Below are 18,226 nucleotides of genomic sequence, written 5' to 3' on the forward strand. Positions count from 1 at the left end.
ATACTATTTTTTGTTTAAGATTCGCTTAACGTCAATAATTCTTGTGACTGTGCCCTAATCTCTTGCACATGTTGTTCAAGTTCTCGAGAGGCATTGGAAATTTGATTCACTTCGTTCTCTAATGCCATGATTCCCTTGTTCACTTCCGTTTGACCCGATATTTGCTCTTTTGTACTAAAAGAAATTTGTGAAGAAAGATCGTTAATCATAGTTAATTGATTTATAGTATCAAAGATAATCCCTTTTTGTTTTTCAAACAGATGGTGCATATGACTTACCTTTTCTGTTGTCATTTCTAATTTAGAAATTTGATTGGAAGTCAAATTCCCGGTTTGGATAGATACTTCCGCTGCATTGTAGATAAATTTTCTAGAATGATTCACAACTTCTGAAATAATTTTTGCATTTTTTGCAGTAAAGTCCGCTAGTTTACTGACTTCACTTGCGACAACGGCAAATCCTCTTCCAACATCACCAGCACGAGCAGCCTCAATTGAGGCATTTAACGCGAGTAAGTTTGTTTTTTCGCCTATTTCTGCAACAATTTGATTGATTTCGTCAACTTTATCAAATGAAGATTTGATAGAAGCTAGGTATTCACTAGTCTTTTTAGAAACAGCTGCTATTTCAGTTGTATCTTTTTTATTTTCGTTTGCGATTGAAATTAACTCTTGGTTGATTACACTAATGGTTGTTACCATTTGATTTAAATCATTCGATCCAGAGAATAAATCATTAATTTTTGCATTTTGATCATTGATGATGACTGCATTCGATTCAAAAGAGGAAAACAATTCTGTATTAATTGCGGTGACTTGTTCTAATGATGCCGCTTGTGATTCTAATCTTTCCGATGTATGTGATATATAATTAGCAAAACTATTGATTGAAGTCTCTAAATTTTTTGCAGCATCTTGGATGATTTTTTTTTGCCTTAATGTCTTTGTAAGTAACTGTTCTGATTCTTTTGCCTTTTCCATTCCTTTCTCACTGATACGAATGAGTAAAGCAATCAATCGAGATAACAATACTCCGCTTACCATGATGAAGACACCTTTTACGATTTCAGCGGAAGTTCCGACATAACCAGTTTGGATATAAAGATTTGGATCTTCTGATGGAATTAACCCACCGAAATGAATGGATACAAAATAAGAAATCATAACACCGATTCCAGCAAGAAATCCATTAAACAAAACAAACTTCGGATTCCCTAAAAATCCTGAATAAATTAAATAAAAATACACTACGAGTAATACAGCTGTATTATTGATAGCAGACTTTGCTTCCATCGGACCCATACTACAATCAATCGCCGTGTTAATTAAATGAATTCCAATATCGAATAAAATCAGTAGTTTGTGAAACCATTCAGGTGGTTTTCCATAATGTAACCAAAGTTGACAAATACCTGCATAGATACCCATGACAATCGTTCCCGAAAGGTGGATATAAAACATCGCCTTTGGCATGCTGTCTTTTGTACCAAATAACGCTGCAAAAAAGATAAAGAATAATACAATCCTTATCCGATTGACTGTTATTTTTCCGTTCTGCCAAAGTTCTTCAATATTCATTGTTAATTACCGGAAAATATTGGTTTTCTTTGGTTGGCGAAACTATCCATTGCTTCCATCAAGTCTGATGTTCCTAGTAAACTCGATTGAAGTTCGATTTCTAAATCTAAACTTTCTTCCAAAGTCATTTTATCACCACGGCGGATGATTTGTTTTGTGATTGAAATTGTTTTTGGAGGAAGTTGTAAAAACTTCTTTGCTAATTGTTTCGTTGTTTCATCTAAATTTTCTGGTGTGGCAATTTTAGTGATTAAATTAAATTGAAATGCTTTTTCCGGATTAAATTTATCACCTAACATCACTAGTTCATTTGTTGCCGCAATACCTGCATTACGAGTGATACGACTCGTTCCCATAAGAACGGTTAACCCTAATTTTACCAATGGAATAGAAAAAACTGTTTTTTCGCTTGCGATTCGGAAATCACAACATTGTGTTAACATAAATCCACCACCCATACAAAATCCTTGGATTTTGGCGATAGTTGGTTTTTTTATATTTTCAAATGCAGAAAAGCAACTTTGCATCTCTCGCATATTGTTTTTAAATTCTTCTTTGGTGATCTCATTCACCTTCTTTAGGATATCAAAATTGACTCCTGATGAAAAATGTTTTCCATTCCCTTGTAAGATAATCACCCAGACATCGTTATTTGAATCTAAACTTTCGCTGATATCTTTTAATTCAAATAATGAAGGCATATCCATCACATTCAAATTATTAGTCTTTAGTGTTAATGTGGCAATACGATCTTCAATTTCCAAATTCCAAGCTTGATAGTTTCCCATAATAATTCCTTTTATTTCCGATACATCGATTCAATTTCATTATAATACTTTTCTTGAACTCGATTACGTTTAACTTTCTGAGTTTGAGTCAATTCATCATGAACAACAAATGGATTTTGAAGGATATAAATATTGGAAATTCGCTCAAAAGACTTAAATCCATTTTTGTCAGAAACAAAATGTTTCACTTCATCACGGATTAATTTTTGAATTATTTCCTCTTCATTATAAATTACATTCTTAAGATCAATGTTAATAGAATTATCATTTAAGTAGTTTTCCAATTTTTCTAAATTGAGTAGGATAAGAGCTGATAATGTTTTTTTGTCTTGGCCAACAACGACAACTTGGTCAATGTATTCACTTTGTTTGATACAAATTTCAATAGGTTCTGGTTCTACATTTTCACCACCAGAAAGAACAATTGTATCTTTTGCTCTACCCGCAAATTTTAAATTTCCTTGCGCTGTCCAAACAAGTAAATCTCCAGAATTCAACCAACGATCCTCTGTTAATACAGCATTCGTTTTATCTTCTTCCAAATAATAACCTTTCATATTGTGACGTCCATGGTGGTGGGCAACACCTTTGGTTCCCGGATTTATTACCTCTTTTCCAAATTCATCGATTAGTTTAATTGTAACACCTTGGATTGGTTTTCCCACATTCCCTACTGAGAAGTTATTATAATGGCGGATGGTTGAAACACCTGAGTTTTCTGTCATACCGTAAACTTCAAGGATTGGCATTCCAATCGCATACATAAATCGATCCACTTCCGCTTGTAATGCACCAGCTCCCGCAAATGCATAACGCAGCCTTCCACCTAACACTGATAGTATCTTAGATAAAACTAATTTTGATACTGGCAATAAGGGAATGTAGATAAATAATTTGAAAAAATTGAAAGCTTGAGTAAATAATTGGCTTAATGACTTAGGAGCATTTAATCTTGGGATCCGATCGAATGCCAAATCATATGTGATCGAAAAATGAACTGAATTCCAAATGAGTAACTTTAAAAAATATTTTTTAATGAAACTACTTTTGTGAATAGTATCTTTGATTTTATCATAAAAACTTTCCCATACCCTTGGTACGGTGAATAAAATTGTAGGTTTAACTTTACTTAAATCTTTTCCAAGCTCTGGTACACTTGTGAATGCAATTTTAATTCCGGAATAAAAACAAATAGTCTCGAAAATGCGTTCACCACTATGCCATGGAGGTAAAAAACCGAGGGTTACATCACCTTCTCCCACATTCACACCTGTTTTCCGAAATTCAGCAACTAGAGCTTGGATTTCAAATAAGATACTTCCATGGGTTAACATCACTCCCTTCGGTTTGCCAGTTGTTCCCGAGGTATAGATAATGGTTGCTAAATCTTCTTCCTGGATATCGTTTCCAATTTCTTGATATGTTTTATTTTGAATTTCCTGCGAATATATTTTTAGATCAGTGAAATTTATGATAGGACAATCAATACCATTTATTTCATGTATTGATTCACCAAATAGAATGATGGTTTGTAAATTTAACTTTTTTAATTCAGGTAAATATTTTTTTAATGCCTTTTCATTTTCAATAAACACAATTTTGCATTTTGCATGCGTAAGAATATATCCTATATCATCAAGTGTTGCATCCGTACCTCGTGGTACATCCACACATCCTATGGATGTAATTGCCATACTCACTTGCAACCACTGGTGCCCAACATCTGCTATAAGACCAATTCTATCACCTGCATTTGTATTTAAATGAATGAGTGCTTTTGAAATAATTTCAGAATTTTCAACAAACTGATGGTAAGAAATATTTTGAAATTCTTTTTTATGATCTTTAAAACTTTGCACAGGAAGATCGCCATAAAGACGTTTTCCTTCTTGGAGTAAGTGAAACAAAGTAAGTTTCTTTAAACTAGGTACTTTCATTTTACTTCCTATACATTGATATTCATATGATCGAGTAAAATTTTATCTTTTAATTTTTGAGGTAAAAACTTATTCAAACCTAAAAAGAATGTACTCATGAAATCAACTTGATTGAATAACTTTGGATTTTTCGAAGTTATGACTTTGACAATTTTTTCAGCTGCTTGTTTTGGATTCGTTGCCTTTTTAATCAATTCGTTATCTCGATTGATAAACCGAACACAACGATCATAATAAGGAGAATTTTTTTCAGGCAACTGTTGAGCTTTTGCAGCAAAATTGGTTGATACTTGTGCCGGTTGGATCATAGCAACTTGAATTCCAAATGGTTTCACCTCATATCGAAAAGAAGATACCATACCTTCAATTGCAAATTTTGTTGCTGAATAAATCGATTCAAAAGGGAAAGGAACTTGGCCCACAAGTGAAGACATTACAACAATTTTTCCACTCCTGACTTCACGCATTGATGGTATGAATGCTTGTAATAATCTTGCACAACCAATGACATTGATATCAAAACATTGTAATGCCTTTACTAAGTTTACTTCTTCAAATGGTCCAAAAAATCCAATCCCAACATTTGAAACAACTGTATCAACTGAACCAAATTTATTTATAACAGTATCTTTGAATTTCAAAATTCTATCCGAATCTGTGACACTCATCACTTCCAAAAAGTGTTTTGCATTTAATTTGTTTAACTCATCAGCCAAACTATCTAAATATTTTTTTTCGATATCAAATCCACAAATTGTATATCCTTGTGATGCTAACATCAAAGCTACTTCTCTTCCCATACCTTGGGCAATCCCACTAATTACTATAACCTTACTCATTTTATCCTCTTTAATTTAATTTCATAGATAACATCGAAGAAACAAAATTTGGATATTTTAACTTATATCCTGTTGATTTTAGTTTTCCATTATCCATATAATAATCATGATATAAATACTTGATCGCTTCATATTCAAGATCTGGAATTCTACCTTGCAGCTTTGCAATAGGAGATTCTACTTTTGCAATTATTTTTAGTAAAAATAAGGGGATATGGATCTTGTTGATTTTCGAATCGAAAGTCTTGGCAGCTAAATCTAAAGCTTCTTCCAAACTAGGATGGTCATCATCTGCAATATTATAAGTTTGGCCAAAAGAGTTTTCCCTTTCTGACAAATAAATAGCAGCTGATGCAACATCTTCTACACGAACATTAGAGAGTTTCTTTTTCCCATCACCTGGTATACCTGCAATTTGACCATGTCTTGAGAATAATTTTCCAGCTCCATCATTACACCCTGGTCCATACACAGTACATGGTCTAACAATGATTGCCTTTAATCCTTTTTTGATTTTCTCAGAAACAATCATCTCTCCTGCATATTTACTTTTACCATATGCATCCTTTGGATTACAAATATCTGTTTCTTTAAAAGGTGATCCTTGGTAGGTTCCATATACACTTGATGAGCTAAAATGGACATAGGCTTTTACACTGTTTTGATAGGCAATATTCGTTAGTTTATCAACTGCATCAACATTAATTGGTTTTAATGTATTAAAATCAGTACTTAGATTACAAATTCCAGCAACATGAAAAATTCTATCAACACCGCTTAACAAAGAACTAAGCTCTTTCTCATCCCTGATGTCTGATTTTACATATTCTATATTCGGTTGATTAAATAACTTAATTTTATCGTCCCGAATATCAGTAACACGAATTTTTAAATTCGGATCTTTTGATATTTCTTTCAAAAGCTCAAATCCAATGAATCCATTGGCTCCAGTGATTAATGTGATACCAGTATATTTCATATTAATAGTGGTAAGATGGTCTAAGTATTTCTCTTGCTACGTTATTCAACATTACTTCGGAACTTCCACCACCTGCTAACAGTGATTTTACTTCTCTAACATACCTATCATATGGTCGATTTCGATAACATGCATGAGATCCCGTAAGTGTGAACGCTTTGTTTACCGCTTCATCCGCTACCGTACCTGCCAAATACTTTGCTATCGAAGTTTCTAAATTATGATTTGCTTTTTGATCATGTAGCCAAGCAGCTTGGTTACGAGCTAACTTTGCTGCTTCTAATTCTGAAGTTAGTTTTGCAATAATCCATTGGATTCCTTGGAAATCGGAAACTCGATTCTCACCTACTTTCCTAGACTTAGTGAACGAAACTGCATGTTCCAAACAACCTCGTGCTATGCCTATCAATTGAGATGCAACTCCTAATCGACTTAATTTAAAAATTGCCATAAAGGTTTCGATCCCTCTGCCTTCCCTTCCCAATACACTGTCCAAAGGTATACGACAATTATCAAAATGAACGTCGTACATTGGTGCTGATCTCAAACCAATGGGATCTTGTTTCTCATACCTGATTCCTTTTGAATCTCGATCTACTAAAAACTCAGTTAATCCTTTATCAGTTTTGGCCAATACCATCATCAATTGAGCTTCTTTTCCCAAATTTATGTGTACTTTTAAACCATTTAGCACCCATTCGTTGCCATCTTTTACAGCAGTGGTTTGGATATTCTGAAACGAAGATCCTGCATCAGGTTCAGAAATAGCTTGGGCAGCCATAATTTTACCTTTTGCAAGCTCTGGTAACCATTTCCGTTTTTGTTCTTCGGTTCCGACTGCAAGTAAACCTTGTTGCGCTTGGATTAAATTTTGTGGTCCATATATTAATTCCTTAGCAGTTTCTTCCATGATAATGGTGTATTCAATTGCACCCTTACCTAAGCCACCGTATTCTTCGGGAACAATAACACCTGTCCAACCTTTGTCTCCTAACGCATGTAAAACATCCCAAGAAAATTCACTATCACGTTCTTCGATATCTCGTTGTGGATCACTGCCTGCAATTTTTGAATATGCAGCAACAGCTTCTCGCAACTTATTTTGTTCTTCTGAAAAATAGAAATTCATTCAAATTGTTCCTTTTAATTCTGTTTTTGATTTTAAATAAAAATAGTATGTAGCTGCTGAAGAAGTGATGGGAACAAACAATGCATAAAGTAGTGGCATCCACAAAATCTCATTAACGTTAGATTCTGAAAAACTAAGTAAAATAACTGCAATTGTCATTGGGCCATTTTGGATTCCGGTTTCTAAAGAAACTGTTCGTGCTTGTTTTTCAGATAGATCTAACAATTTACTAAAAATATAACCGAAACTATATCCTAGCACAGTGATCAATATCGCCGCAAGATACATTCTCCAAGTTGTAATTTTCAAAATATTTATATTTTTAGGAACCATCACACTTAACAAAAATAAGATCATCAAAATTCCTAAGATACTTCCAACTTTTTCAATTTTTAACGCCAATTTTGTGTTAGCTGATCTTATTTTAATACCAATCAATACTGGAATGATGAGAATCATAATTGAGCCTACGATACTCTTGTAAGGCAATTGAATATCATGCGTAACAAAACCAGAACAATACAACCAAAAGAGTAAAGGCATCATGACTGTAGCTAAGATCGTAGATGCGATTGTCATACTAATACTTAGTGCAACATCACCCTTTGCATAGTAGGTAAGGAGATTTGAAGTAGTACCTCCTGGTGTACAACCCACAAGTATCAGTCCTATCGAAAAAAAAGGTGATAGTTCTAGACTTTTTGAAAGTCCAAATGCAATAAGAGGCATAAAAACAAATTGAGACAAAATTCCAACAATCAGTGGTTTTTTTGAATGTATTGCCTTTTTGAAATTCTCAAGAGTCAATGTACTTCCCATTGCAACCATTAGAAAAAATATCATCGCAGCAAATAAGATCTCTTCTGTTCTAGTTAACATTCTGACGATATTCCTGAACCAAATCTGAAGCTAATTTTGAAGCAATTGCATAGATTGTATAACTTGGATTTACACCTAAACTTGTGGGAAAAATGGATCCATCTATCACAGAAAGGTTCTTCATATGATGAAACTTACCTTTTGGATTAACTACAGATGTTTTTTCGGAATTTCCCATTGCATTTCCACCTAACGGATGTGTGGAATTTACAACAGTGTTAGGAGATTGAATCACCATTTTTTCAATTCCTTTTTTGGCTTCTAACCAACTCTTGAAAGGACTTACAACATTATTAGCAGGTACTACTGTTTTTGCGCCTGCAGCAAATTGGCATTCAGCCATGGATAGATATGATCTTCTGATTCCATCTACCATAAAATCATTTAATGGATAATCTAAAATTGGATATCCTGTCTCATTCAAATGGACTGTTCCACCTAAACTATCTTCATTAAATCCATCACGAATTTGTGAAACTAATACATGTAAGTTGGGGTAACTTTTTACATATTGGTCAAATTCTTCACCAACCAATTTTCTTAGATTCATCAAAACAATTGGTTGAGCGCCTACTGCTTCGATGTTATAACCTGCTTTTCCTGTTACACCTTCTTTCCAAAGAAATTCATCAGATGCAACAGATTGAGGTGCACCAAAAAATCCATATACTGGGGTTGGCATTTCTGCTACAGAATAGTTATGCAATTGAACGAAAGTTCGTTTTCCAATTAAATTGTATGGGTCAGGTAATTTAGAACGTAATAACAATGCTGGTGAGTTGATAGCACCTGCACTTGTGATAAAATGTTTCGCAAACAATCGAATGTTTGGCTGAGTTCCATTCCCTTCGATACTTGGTTTACAAGTTAAATGGTCTATTTTGTTTTCTTTCCATTCATAACGAATTGCTTTTGTGTTATAAAGCAATGTAGTTTTTTCTTTTAAAGCAGATGGAATGGTAGTAACAAGTTGGCTTTGTTTTGCATCGATTGGGCAACCCAATCCACAATAACCCAACATATTACAGTTTTTTACGTTTCTCGGTATGGAACTATATCTCCAACCAAGTTTTTTAGCACCAACACTAAGTAGATTATTGTTTTGATTATGTGCTTCCCATGGTTGGATTGAAAATCGTTTTGAAGCCAATTCAAACCAAGGTTCTAACTCATCATTTGAGTATCCTTTGATTCCGAGATTTTTTTCCCAATAGTTAAGTGTTTCATTTGGTGTTCTAATACAAGTAGTCCAGTTAACAACAGTAGAACCGCCAACTGTCCTTCCTTGGACAACTGTAAATCCTTTGTCTTTTGTTGGTCTAGTAGCACCTTCATAGTATAACCGATTAAAGGTGGAAAGTTCTTTAAGATCAAATTCTTTACTTGTTTCGTAGTTTCCTTCTTCCACAATGATCACGGAATATCCAGCTTTCGATAGAATTTCTGCACTTGTACCACCGCCAGCACCAGATCCAACAATCACAAAGTCTGCTTCTAAATCTAAATCCTTCTTTAAAAACGTAACATTAATCAATTTATCCATGTCTTAGTCCTAGTGCGTGCCCCGGTCCTGGGTATCCAATATGTTTCCATGAGTAAGTTGTTTCGAAAAATCCAATCGTAACCATTGATTGTAATAAAAAGTAAATGGACCGAATCAAACTAATTGATGAAATCTTCCACTGATTGAGTGTTTTGATTACGGTATCACGATTTGTCAGTTCCCAATTTGAACTCGATCCAAACAAATACCATCTAACAGCACTTAAGTTTAAAAACTGGATTGCTTCTAATATTTCTTTTTGGGTATGGGAAGGTAATGAATATAGATAGGAATCAATTCCCTGCACTACTTCACCTAAAACTTTTTCCTTTTCCTTTTTGTCTTTTGGTAAGAAGTGAAATAGTAACGAATCACTCAGGTAATAGAATAAATCTTCAGCCTTGTGGTCTAAAAATCGACACCCGAGGCCACGGTCCAAGGTCGAAACAGCTTCACCAGACTTACAACCACTCGTGCTTAGGTACAAAAAGACAGCACCAACTAATGATGTTTTGACAACAGTTCGCCTCGAAATTAGCTTTTTATTCAAAATTGCCATTCTTAATCCGTATTTCCAGTCACAAATTAATGAATGAATATTCATTCCTTTTTTTACTTTACAAGTACTTTTTTAAAAAAAGAATGAAAGGAAATGGATTCGGGTTATCTATGACCCCTATCCAAAAAAGAACATCTCTAACCAAAAGGGAAGAGGATAGGAATTCCAATTGGTCGAAAAGGCTTTAAAATTGAATAAAAGCGAAGAAATCTTAACGGCAGCATTAGAGTTATTTACGGCAAAGGGTTTTGATGGAACCGCTGTTCCGCTCATTGCAGAACGCGCCAATGTCGCTGCGGGAACCATTTATCGTTACTTTGAAAGTAAAGAAGACCTTGTGAATTCCCTCTTTCAAAAATGGCAAGAGAACCTTTACAACAAAATCAAAGACAATTTCCCAGAGAATGTTGATCCGAAAGAACAATTCCATCGAATTTGGTTTTCGATGGCCGAATTCCAGAGAGAGAATCCAATTGCATTTGATTTTTTGGAAATGCAGTATAACTTACCTTATTTAGATAAAAAAAGTATCACAAAACGGGCGTTATTATTAAAATTTTTAACTCGTTTTGCTCATGATAACCGAGATATTCTTATCAAATTTCCACCTGATGCGCTCATTGCTATCGTTTGGGGAGCATTTGTAGGACTCGTCAAAGGTTCGCGAAATGGAAAAATTAAATTGGATGATCAATTTTTAAAAGAATCTGAAATTTTATTATGGAATGCAATCAAACTTCCAACCTAGTTTATCATTGTATTTTATGTTTTAATTTCATCCAAAACTAAATCTACAAAAAATGAGTAACCCATTTCATTCACACGAGAGTATACAATCACTTTCTTCTTTAGTGTTTTATCCCAATATGGGTCACTGACTTGCCAAGACTCTGAATCACGAAACACTTGTTTTACGTGCTTATAAAAAAATGGCATATAGGACCAGTTTTTCTGTAAAAAAGACATATTTTCGATGAATCCAGAATCACTTGTTCTTTCATAATAGGGAGAAACTTGAGTTCCTTGCCAATCTGTCACATACACCCGTTGTATCATTGGATCTAATTTAAAAAAACTTTGTGGATCTATGATGACACGATTGTCCAATTTAATTGTTTTTAATTGTAATGACATTAACTTCGTCTTTATCAATTTTTCAAATTCAATTTCCTTTGCGACTTCCTTTCGTTTATTCTCATGATAAATTTGTAAACGAGGTACAACTACATCGCATATGCTTTGTTTATCTTCATTAAATTCAGTTGGTCTTCCTAAATAAAATCCTTGTAATAAACTTGCACCAGAATTTACGGCTTGGTATAACTCTTGTTCCGATTCAATTCCCTCAAATAACAATTGTGATCCAATGCTCAACGAAATTTGTTTTAGATATTCAAGGATTGATTGGTATTCTCTTTTTTCGATGGATTTTTTTAGTATATTCAAATCAATTTTGATGATATCTGGTTTAATTGCACCTAACCTTTCTAAGTTGGAAGACTCTGATCCAACATCATCTAATGCAATCCCAAATCCCTGTTCTTTGAGAAGTTCAACGCCTGCTGCCAGTACATCTGTTCCAAAACTTCCCGATTTTTCCGTAATCTCGATGACAATTCGATCCAAGGAAACCCCATGATGTTTCACTATTTCTGTAATGGGAAGAACGTTCCCCTTACATTCTTCGTATTCTAAAATCACCTGGTCCGGAGACATATTGACAAAGAGTTGGTCATTCGTGTTTTTAATTTTTTCTAATGTGATACTGAGTAATTCTCTGTCAATGATGGACATACGGAGTGGAGTCACATTGGGATCTAAAAATTCTGGAACCATTACCAAATGTCCACTTCCATCTCGGATGCGGCCTAAGGATTCGTAAGCCACTACATTCTGCTCTTCAACAGAAAAGATCGGTTGGAGTAAGGGGACATATTGTTTTTGTTTGGTTGGTTCCAATGCACTTACCATAAAATCCTCTTCTCCCTTATCTGCTTTAACAGAAATAAATTCAATAAATTAAACATTAATTCTCAGAAAAAAGGACATTCTCGTAGGAAATTCGCATTTCCGCGGAAGTCTTGACCCCGATTTCCCATCCTTTAGACTCGCGCGCATGAGATACACCTATCTGTTTGCTCTCCTAATGTTTCCTATAATTTCGGTAAGCCCACAAACGAAGGCAAAATTCCCGCAGTTCCAAAACGATGGGCCATCCGTCACAAACACCAATCTCTCTTGGCAAATCCAAACTCGTATCACGCCCGCAATCGACGGACAAAATATATTTAGCATACAGTACCACAGTGATGGCAAATCCGCTCTTATCGGAACCACTGATTTTTGGATCTATCGGATCAGTTTGGTTGATGGAAGTTTGATTTGGAAAACGGAAGCAAAAATGCATTACCAAAAATTTTTGATATTTCACCTAATGGACAATTCTTTTTAAGTTTTGGACAAACCGATCCAAATTCTCAATCTTCAGAACGATATTTAGTCATTCGCTCATCATCTAACGGAAGTATAACGAAATTTTTACCATCGGAGAATTCGTTATTTTATTCTGTTACCGCGGACATCGACTACAGATACCCTGGAGATGAAAGTAAAACAAACAGGCAAGAAGCAGGTCTTTCACCCAACTGGATTCTCACCATTGACAATGCAAGATTCATAGAAAATGGAAAAAAGATTTTAGTATCCTATAAACATAATATGGAAGGACCCAATTTTTATGATAGGAGGCTCATCATTTATGATACGGTAACGGGAAAAAAACTGAATGACTTTCAATTAACTGCAGATCCGAACTCAGCTGATTGGACGCAACCTGCAGGGTTTGAAATTGCCCACCTCCAATTCCCATTCCATTACGTGAGCAAACGGAATTCGATTCTCTATGGAAATGCACATGGTAGGATCCATGAAATCACACCATCCGTCATGGATCAAAACATGAGTTTTGAAATCGTAGAAGAAAAACCGGCAGGTCCAATTGTATACATCCCTCGAAGTGATTCGGAAGATTTGGAAACAAAAGATCGACAAACGATTCGATCGATTGCCGTCACACCTGATGGTAACCATTTATTTTGTTCTGCAGGTGTGGAAACTGGATTCATCCAATTTTACGGATTCAATTTAACGACAAAAAAAGAAATGTTTCGATCCTCGTTTTTTGATGCAGGAGAAGTATTTGCACCTTCCAATCAAATTTTGATCATCGGAGGACTTTACTCATCTGGGAAAGTGTATATCGTCGATACCAAACTAGGAGAACTTTTGTTTGTTTCTAACAATGATGAACATTATATTCATCCCCATTTACTGGCAGTCCATCCAAAACAAAAAGAAGTCTTAGGCCTTTCTACCGGCAATCAAATTGTCATCCTACGCCCACAAGGAGGGTCCTCTCCATGGTAATCCGATCAAATTGTAATCAAACTTTCGTAAGTTTATTTATCTTATTATTACTATCGCTGAACTCAATCGATGCAAACGATCTCAATCTTTCCCAGATGCGTGATCCCAAAACCATCAAAGAAAAAGTAAACAAAGCATTTGATGTCAATACAAAACGAAATGAAGATGGGTATACACTCCTCCATTATGCTGCTGAACTGGGAAATGTTGATCTCGCTAAGTTTTTAATCTCCAAGGGAGCAAATCTAAATGTTCCCTTGAAAGATGGAAATACCCCACTTGCCACTGCCATCAATTTTAGTAAAAACGAAATCATCCGGTTATTATTGGAACAAGGTGTAAATCCAAATTATGCGTTAGGTGAAAGAAACTACAATCGCACCCATTTCCATTTTTTTATGATCAAAATTCGGAAATTCGATCCGTCTTTGTTTGCCTTATTTTTAACCATTGAAAAGGATATCGATGGCCTGGACAAATACGGTACCACAAAACTTCACAGTGCCATCCTAAATGAAAAATACGCACTCATCCAACTACTACTAGACGCAGGAGCCAATCCACAAAAAAAAGATAAATGGGGTAAAACAGCGATTGAATTTGCAGAACGGCAAAACAATCCAAATGTTTTAAAACTCCTATTGAAAGAATGAACCCAAAAACAAACACTCGGTTTTTACCAAAAGGCTTACACATCATTTATGAAGACCGAGATTTGCTTGTAGTTGATAAACCAGCAGGGCTTTTGACCATCGCCACAGAGTCAGAAAAATCAAAAACTGCCTATGCTTCCCTAATGGATTATGTGAAAAAGGGAAGTGAAAGGTCCAAACATCGCATTTTTATTGTTCACCGATTGGATCGAGATACTTCCGGGATCCTTGTATTTGCTAAAACAGAAACCGCAAAACAAACGTTACAAGATAATTGGGATAAAACGAAAAAAACTTATGTTGCTGTTACCCACGGTCATTGGAAAGAAAAACAAGGCACCATCAAATCCTATCTCACGGAATCAAAAGCACACCGCGTGTATTCTGTGGATGATCCGAAAGAGGGAAAGTATTCTGAAACAAAATACAAAGTGTTAAAAGAATCAAATTTATATTCTCTATTAGAAATCGATCTCATCACTGGCCGAAAAAATCAAATCCGGGTACATTTTGCAGATAAAGGCTACCCCATCGTTGGTGACACGAAGTATGGCAACCAAACAAGATCCTATCCTCGTATGGCACTCCATTCACTTTCGATCACGTTAACTCACCCTTTTCAGAAAAAAACATTCTCATTTACAACCAATATTCCCAATTTTATGACAGGCCTTGTCGGAGGTTATGAATTGGAAAGGATTCAAAATGCAACATAAAGGATTTATTTTTGATATGGATGGAGTGGTTGTCGACAATCACAAATTCCATTTCCAAGCCTGGATGGAGTTTTCAAAAAGATACAAATTCCCTCTTGATGCAAAAATTTATAGAGATACTTATAATGGAAAAACGAATGCCGATTTGTTCAAAATGATCTTTGGGAATATTAGTGCAGAAGAAATTCAAAAGTACGGTGCAGAAAAAGAAAGTTTGTACCAAAACTTATACCTTAAAGAAATGAAACCTCACTTGGGAATCCTTGATTATTTTTCGTATTTAAAAGCCAACCAAGTGAAAATCGCTCTCGGTAGCTCAGCTCCTACGATGAATGTCAATTTCACTTTAGACAATCTAAACATCCGATCTTATTTTGATGTGATCATCGATGGTTCCATGGTCAAACATGGCAAACCACATCCAGAAGTGTATTCACTTTGTGCAAAAGGTTTGGGTTTAGATCCTAAGGATTGTGTGGTGTTTGAGGACTCCATTGCCGGGTTATTATCTGGAAAAGCGGCAGGTTGTTCCATAATTGGAATTGCCACCTCACACACAATCAACGAATTAAAACCTCATGTGAACCAAATCATTTCTGATTTTACTGATCCACTTGTATTTACTTTATAAAATCATTCTTGAAAATCAGTGAGTAAATTACTTGTTTTATTGGTAAGGTCTATCCGGATGATCGCTGTCCTTCCCTCGTCAATATAGGTTAGGTCATCAAAGGATAATTTTTTTGCCATAAAGATTCCACGGCCATGTGTTTTGAAGGCATTTTTCGTCATCGCTTCAATTGACAAATACCGTTTCCAATCAAAACCCTTTCCTTGGTCATTGATACGAATTTCGATCCGTTCCTGATTCCTTTCAAAACTAACTTTTACAAATTTGTCTTTGTATTCAGGTGTATCAAGCCTACGAAAGATTTCTTCCATCAACTTATCATTGTCATGTAGTTCCGATTTTTCTTGGTAAGAAATTCCTAAATTTCCGTGTTCAATGGCATTGTTTAAAATTTCCATAATACCGGTTAACACACGTTCTGGATCAGGGCAAGCATTGGCAAGTAAGGGTGCTAATTCATGTGATTCGCGAATCGAACGAATCCGAAATTCGCCAGTGATCATATGACGAAGTGCACCCATTCCTTTGTGCAAATCTTCTTTGGCCCTTTGTAATTTGATAAAATGTTCAACGGCCGTTTGGACAATGCGAACTAGTAATGCTCTCGAATATGGTTTGGTTAAATAATAAAAGGCACCAGCATCAAGGCCTTCCGTCATATCTGTGATGGAACTCATGGCAGTTTGAAAAATAACAGGAATGTCTCTGTATTTTTCGGATCGTTTTATTTTTTTTAAAAGTTCGATTCCATCCATCTTTGGCATCAATCGATCCAAAATAATGGCATGAAATAAAAAGGTACCAGAATTTAAAATTTGGAAAGCTTCCTCTCCATCTTTTGCTTTGACAACAGTAAATCCCTTGTCTGATAAAGATTCGTCGATGATCATCAAATTGATCATTTCATCATCTACAGCAAGTAAATTGATCATCGAATTCCCTCACGGGAACATGGTATTATCATTGTAAATACTGCTCCCTTATCTTCATGATTTTCTGCGTACAAAAGGCCATTATGATCGTTGACGATTTCTCTTGAAATTGACAAACCGAGTCCTGTTCCTTTTGTTCCTGCTTTCACTTGTTTCGATTGGATGAACTTTTCAAAAATTTTATCAAGATCCTCTGGTGGGATTCCAGGACCAAAATCTCTAATTTGTATGCCAATCCCTCTGACATAGGACTGAGATTTTCTAGGAATAAATTCTCTTTTTATCAAACTGATCTCTATATTAGTGTCATTTGGGATGAATTTTAATGCATTAGAGATGATATTTCTGATCACTTGTTGGATACGCTCATAATCGAATTCCGCTTCCCAACGTTCTTCCTTATCAAGTAAAACAACTGTGATCCCTCTTTTTTCCAAAATCGCTCGCATTTCATTGATCACAAACTTAGTAGTTTCTTTTAAACAGTTCTTTTCGAACAGGTATCGCATCTTTCCTGATTCAAGTTTGGCAATATCAAGTAAGTTATCCAAAAGAGAAAGTAGTCGTTTGCCCGAAGAATCAATGATTTGAAAGTATTCCTTTATTTTTTCTGGTGTTACACTTGCTGACTTTTCTGCTCCAAGTTCTGCATAACTTAAAATGGCATGAATTGGTGTTTTTAACTCATGGGAAATATTCGCAAGAAAAAGAGACTTCATATAAGATGCTTCTTCAGCAATATTTTTGGACATCTTTAAGTCCATAGTTTGGCTTTCTACCAAGTCCTCTAAATGGTTTCTATATTGATAAAGTTCTTCTTCTTGCAGTTTCCTTTGGCTAATGTCTCTGAGAATTCCAGTAAACATTTTTCCCGTTTTGGTTTTAAATTCACCAACGGAAAGTTCACATGGAAACACTTCACCTGATTTCCGTTGTGCGAACACTTCCCTACCCACGCCAATGATATTAGTTTCTCCAGTTTCTTTATATCGTCGTAAAAATCCGTCGTGTTTGTCTTTGTATTCAGGAGGAATGATGATGGTTACATTTTTTCCAATAACTTCTTCTTGTTTGTAACCAAATGTATTTTCTGCTGTTTTATTAAAAAACTGAATGATCCCTTCGTCATTGATGATTACAATGGAATCGGCTGCATTTTGTGCCATGGAAAGAAACCTGGATTCACTTTCTAAAAAAGCGTTCTCCAATCGTTTTCTTTCAGTGATATCACGATGGTTGGACATGATAAAACCATCATACAAAACCACAAATCGAACTTCCACATGACGAATGTTTGGTTCCTCTCCATAAGAATACTCTTTCCAAAACACCAAACTTTTTTTCTCAGTAAGGTATGCGAGTGCTTCTGAAGTAATCTCTCTTAAATAAGGTGGTAATCCAACACTGATATGTTGGCCAAGTAGAAGTTCTGGTTTGTCACCTATGTTCACGAACCGAGAAGTTTTATAATCTACAATGATCCCTTCTCGGTTGATTTTTAACCAAAAGTCTGGATTTGATCTGAGTAAATTTTCTAATTCTCGAAGCACCTCTTCGTGAGGGAAGGCAGACGGGTTTTGCCAAATACGTGATATGGGAGAATTAGAGGGCATCAAGTACTGTCCTATTGAGGAATGT

Annotated in this window: 18 protein-coding genes; 6 read left to right on the plus strand and 12 right to left on the minus strand. The window is 35.3% G+C overall.

Features of this window, described 5'->3' with window-relative positions:
- Window positions 1-14 precede the first annotated feature (14 nt).
- Genes EHQ43_RS02440 through EHQ43_RS02480 form a run of 9 tightly spaced genes read right to left on the minus strand, consistent with a single transcriptional unit; the run spans window position 15 to window position 10,230 of the window.
- Window positions 15-1,577 (minus strand): methyl-accepting chemotaxis protein, encoded by a 1,563-nt coding sequence (locus EHQ43_RS02440; protein WP_135770057.1) that lies wholly within the window; start codon window positions 1,575-1,577, stop codon window positions 15-17.
- 2 nt (window positions 1,578-1,579) lie between these two features.
- Window positions 1,580-2,365 (minus strand): enoyl-CoA hydratase/isomerase family protein, encoded by a 786-nt coding sequence (locus EHQ43_RS02445; RefSeq protein ID WP_135770058.1) that lies wholly within the window; start codon window positions 2,363-2,365, stop codon window positions 1,580-1,582.
- An 11-nt stretch (window positions 2,366-2,376) separates the two neighbouring features.
- Window positions 2,377-4,302 carry an AMP-dependent synthetase/ligase gene (locus tag EHQ43_RS02450; protein WP_135770059.1) on the minus strand — a complete coding sequence of 642 codons (1,926 nt, stop codon included), beginning with the start codon at window positions 4,300-4,302 and terminating at the stop codon, window positions 2,377-2,379.
- Between the two features lie 8 nt (window positions 4,303-4,310).
- Window positions 4,311-5,141 carry an SDR family NAD(P)-dependent oxidoreductase gene (locus EHQ43_RS02455; RefSeq protein ID WP_135740289.1) on the minus strand — a complete coding sequence of 277 codons (831 nt, stop codon included), beginning with the start codon at window positions 5,139-5,141 and terminating at the stop codon, window positions 4,311-4,313.
- 10 nt (window positions 5,142-5,151) lie between these two features.
- Window positions 5,152-6,120: an NAD-dependent epimerase/dehydratase family protein gene (locus EHQ43_RS02460; protein ID WP_135770060.1), complete on the minus strand. Its 969-nt coding sequence runs from the start codon at window positions 6,118-6,120 to the stop codon at window positions 5,152-5,154.
- 1 nt (window position 6,121) lies between these two features.
- Window positions 6,122-7,249 carry an acyl-CoA dehydrogenase family protein gene (locus EHQ43_RS02465; RefSeq protein WP_135770061.1) on the minus strand — a complete coding sequence of 376 codons (1,128 nt, stop codon included), beginning with the start codon at window positions 7,247-7,249 and terminating at the stop codon, window positions 6,122-6,124.
- A complete protein-coding gene (locus tag EHQ43_RS02470) occupies window positions 7,250-8,128 on the minus strand; it encodes a bile acid:sodium symporter (protein ID WP_135770062.1) in 879 nt (292 codons plus the stop codon).
- Window positions 8,118-9,671 carry a GMC family oxidoreductase N-terminal domain-containing protein gene (locus EHQ43_RS02475; protein ID WP_135740285.1) on the minus strand — a complete coding sequence of 518 codons (1,554 nt, stop codon included), beginning with the start codon at window positions 9,669-9,671 and terminating at the stop codon, window positions 8,118-8,120. The genes EHQ43_RS02470 and EHQ43_RS02475 overlap by 11 nt, the downstream gene beginning before the upstream one ends.
- Window positions 9,664-10,230: a hypothetical protein gene (locus tag EHQ43_RS02480; RefSeq protein ID WP_244242607.1), complete on the minus strand. Its 567-nt coding sequence runs from the start codon at window positions 10,228-10,230 to the stop codon at window positions 9,664-9,666. The genes EHQ43_RS02475 and EHQ43_RS02480 overlap by 8 nt, the downstream gene beginning before the upstream one ends.
- 169 nt (window positions 10,231-10,399) lie before the next feature.
- Between EHQ43_RS02480 and EHQ43_RS02485 the strand changes: the two genes are divergently transcribed.
- Window positions 10,400-10,978, plus strand: a complete 579-nt coding sequence (locus EHQ43_RS02485) for a TetR/AcrR family transcriptional regulator (protein ID WP_135770064.1) — start codon at window positions 10,400-10,402, stop codon at window positions 10,976-10,978.
- Between the two features lie 14 nt (window positions 10,979-10,992).
- Here the strand turns inward: EHQ43_RS02485 and EHQ43_RS02490 are convergent, their stop codons facing one another.
- Window positions 10,993-12,201 (minus strand): EAL domain-containing protein, encoded by a 1,209-nt coding sequence (locus EHQ43_RS02490; RefSeq protein WP_135770065.1) that lies wholly within the window; start codon window positions 12,199-12,201, stop codon window positions 10,993-10,995.
- Window positions 12,202-12,376: 175 nt separating this feature from the next.
- On the opposite strand from EHQ43_RS02490, the gene EHQ43_RS19665 reads away from it, so the two are divergent.
- The 5 genes from EHQ43_RS19665 to EHQ43_RS02510 are packed head-to-tail and all read left to right on the plus strand — an operon-like array spanning window position 12,377 to window position 15,656.
- Window positions 12,377-12,682, plus strand: coding sequence for a hypothetical protein (locus tag EHQ43_RS19665; RefSeq protein ID WP_244242608.1), 306 nt, complete (start codon window positions 12,377-12,379; stop codon window positions 12,680-12,682).
- Window positions 12,613-13,656 carry a hypothetical protein gene (locus EHQ43_RS02495; RefSeq protein WP_244242609.1) on the plus strand — a complete coding sequence of 348 codons (1,044 nt, stop codon included), beginning with the start codon at window positions 12,613-12,615 and terminating at the stop codon, window positions 13,654-13,656. Before EHQ43_RS19665 ends, EHQ43_RS02495 begins: the two co-directional genes overlap by 70 nt.
- Entirely contained in the window at window positions 13,650-14,309 is a 660-nt protein-coding gene (locus tag EHQ43_RS02500) for an ankyrin repeat domain-containing protein (protein ID WP_135770066.1), read from the plus strand. The genes EHQ43_RS02495 and EHQ43_RS02500 overlap by 7 nt, the downstream gene beginning before the upstream one ends.
- Entirely contained in the window at window positions 14,306-15,025 is a 720-nt protein-coding gene (locus EHQ43_RS02505; RefSeq protein WP_135740281.1) for an RluA family pseudouridine synthase, read from the plus strand. The genes EHQ43_RS02500 and EHQ43_RS02505 overlap by 4 nt, the downstream gene beginning before the upstream one ends.
- The gene (locus tag EHQ43_RS02510; protein ID WP_135770067.1) at window positions 15,015-15,656 is read left to right on the plus strand and encodes an HAD family hydrolase; all 642 of its coding nucleotides are present in this window, start codon (window positions 15,015-15,017) and stop codon (window positions 15,654-15,656) included. The genes EHQ43_RS02505 and EHQ43_RS02510 overlap by 11 nt, the downstream gene beginning before the upstream one ends.
- A gap of 2 nt (window positions 15,657-15,658) precedes the next feature.
- On the opposite strand, the gene EHQ43_RS02515 is transcribed toward EHQ43_RS02510, so the two are convergent.
- Window positions 15,659-16,588 (minus strand): response regulator, encoded by a 930-nt coding sequence (locus EHQ43_RS02515; protein WP_135740279.1) that lies wholly within the window; start codon window positions 16,586-16,588, stop codon window positions 15,659-15,661.
- The gene (locus EHQ43_RS02520; protein ID WP_135770068.1) at window positions 16,585-18,201 is read right to left on the minus strand and encodes a sensor histidine kinase; all 1,617 of its coding nucleotides are present in this window, start codon (window positions 18,199-18,201) and stop codon (window positions 16,585-16,587) included. The genes EHQ43_RS02515 and EHQ43_RS02520 overlap by 4 nt, the downstream gene beginning before the upstream one ends.
- Window positions 18,202-18,226: the final 25 nt, after the last annotated feature.

Origin of the sequence: Leptospira bouyouniensis (genome assembly GCF_004769525.1) — a bacterium.
GTDB lineage: Bacteria > Spirochaetota > Leptospiria > Leptospirales > Leptospiraceae > Leptospira_A > Leptospira_A bouyouniensis.

Coding starts and splice junctions, on each gene's coding strand:
- EHQ43_RS02440 (WP_135770057.1), bottom strand. CDS start 1,577: ATGAATATTGAAGAACTTTGGCAGAACGGAAAAATAACAGTCAATCGG.
- EHQ43_RS02445 (WP_135770058.1), bottom strand. CDS start 2,365: ATGGGAAACTATCAAGCTTGGAATTTGGAAATTGAAGATCGTATTGCC.
- EHQ43_RS02450 (WP_135770059.1), bottom strand. CDS start 4,302: ATGAAAGTACCTAGTTTAAAGAAACTTACTTTGTTTCACTTACTCCAA.
- EHQ43_RS02455 (WP_135740289.1), bottom strand. CDS start 5,141: ATGAGTAAGGTTATAGTAATTAGTGGGATTGCCCAAGGTATGGGAAGA.
- EHQ43_RS02460 (WP_135770060.1), bottom strand. CDS start 6,120: ATGAAATATACTGGTATCACATTAATCACTGGAGCCAATGGATTCATT.
- EHQ43_RS02465 (WP_135770061.1), bottom strand. CDS start 7,249: ATGAATTTCTATTTTTCAGAAGAACAAAATAAGTTGCGAGAAGCTGTT.
- EHQ43_RS02470 (WP_135770062.1), bottom strand. CDS start 8,128: ATGTTAACTAGAACAGAAGAGATCTTATTTGCTGCGATGATATTTTTT.
- EHQ43_RS02475 (WP_135740285.1), bottom strand. CDS start 9,671: ATGGATAAATTGATTAATGTTACGTTTTTAAAGAAGGATTTAGATTTA.
- EHQ43_RS02480 (WP_244242607.1), bottom strand. CDS start 10,230: ATGGCAATTTTGAATAAAAAGCTAATTTCGAGGCGAACTGTTGTCAAA.
- EHQ43_RS02490 (WP_135770065.1), bottom strand. CDS start 12,201: ATGGTAAGTGCATTGGAACCAACCAAACAAAAACAATATGTCCCCTTA.
- EHQ43_RS19665 (WP_244242608.1), top strand. CDS start 12,377: ATGTTTCCTATAATTTCGGTAAGCCCACAAACGAAGGCAAAATTCCCG.
- EHQ43_RS02500 (WP_135770066.1), top strand. CDS start 13,650: ATGGTAATCCGATCAAATTGTAATCAAACTTTCGTAAGTTTATTTATC.
- EHQ43_RS02505 (WP_135740281.1), top strand. CDS start 14,306: ATGAACCCAAAAACAAACACTCGGTTTTTACCAAAAGGCTTACACATC.
- EHQ43_RS02510 (WP_135770067.1), top strand. CDS start 15,015: ATGCAACATAAAGGATTTATTTTTGATATGGATGGAGTGGTTGTCGAC.
- EHQ43_RS02515 (WP_135740279.1), bottom strand. CDS start 16,588: ATGATCAATTTACTTGCTGTAGATGATGAAATGATCAATTTGATGATC.
- EHQ43_RS02520 (WP_135770068.1), bottom strand. CDS start 18,201: ATGCCCTCTAATTCTCCCATATCACGTATTTGGCAAAACCCGTCTGCC.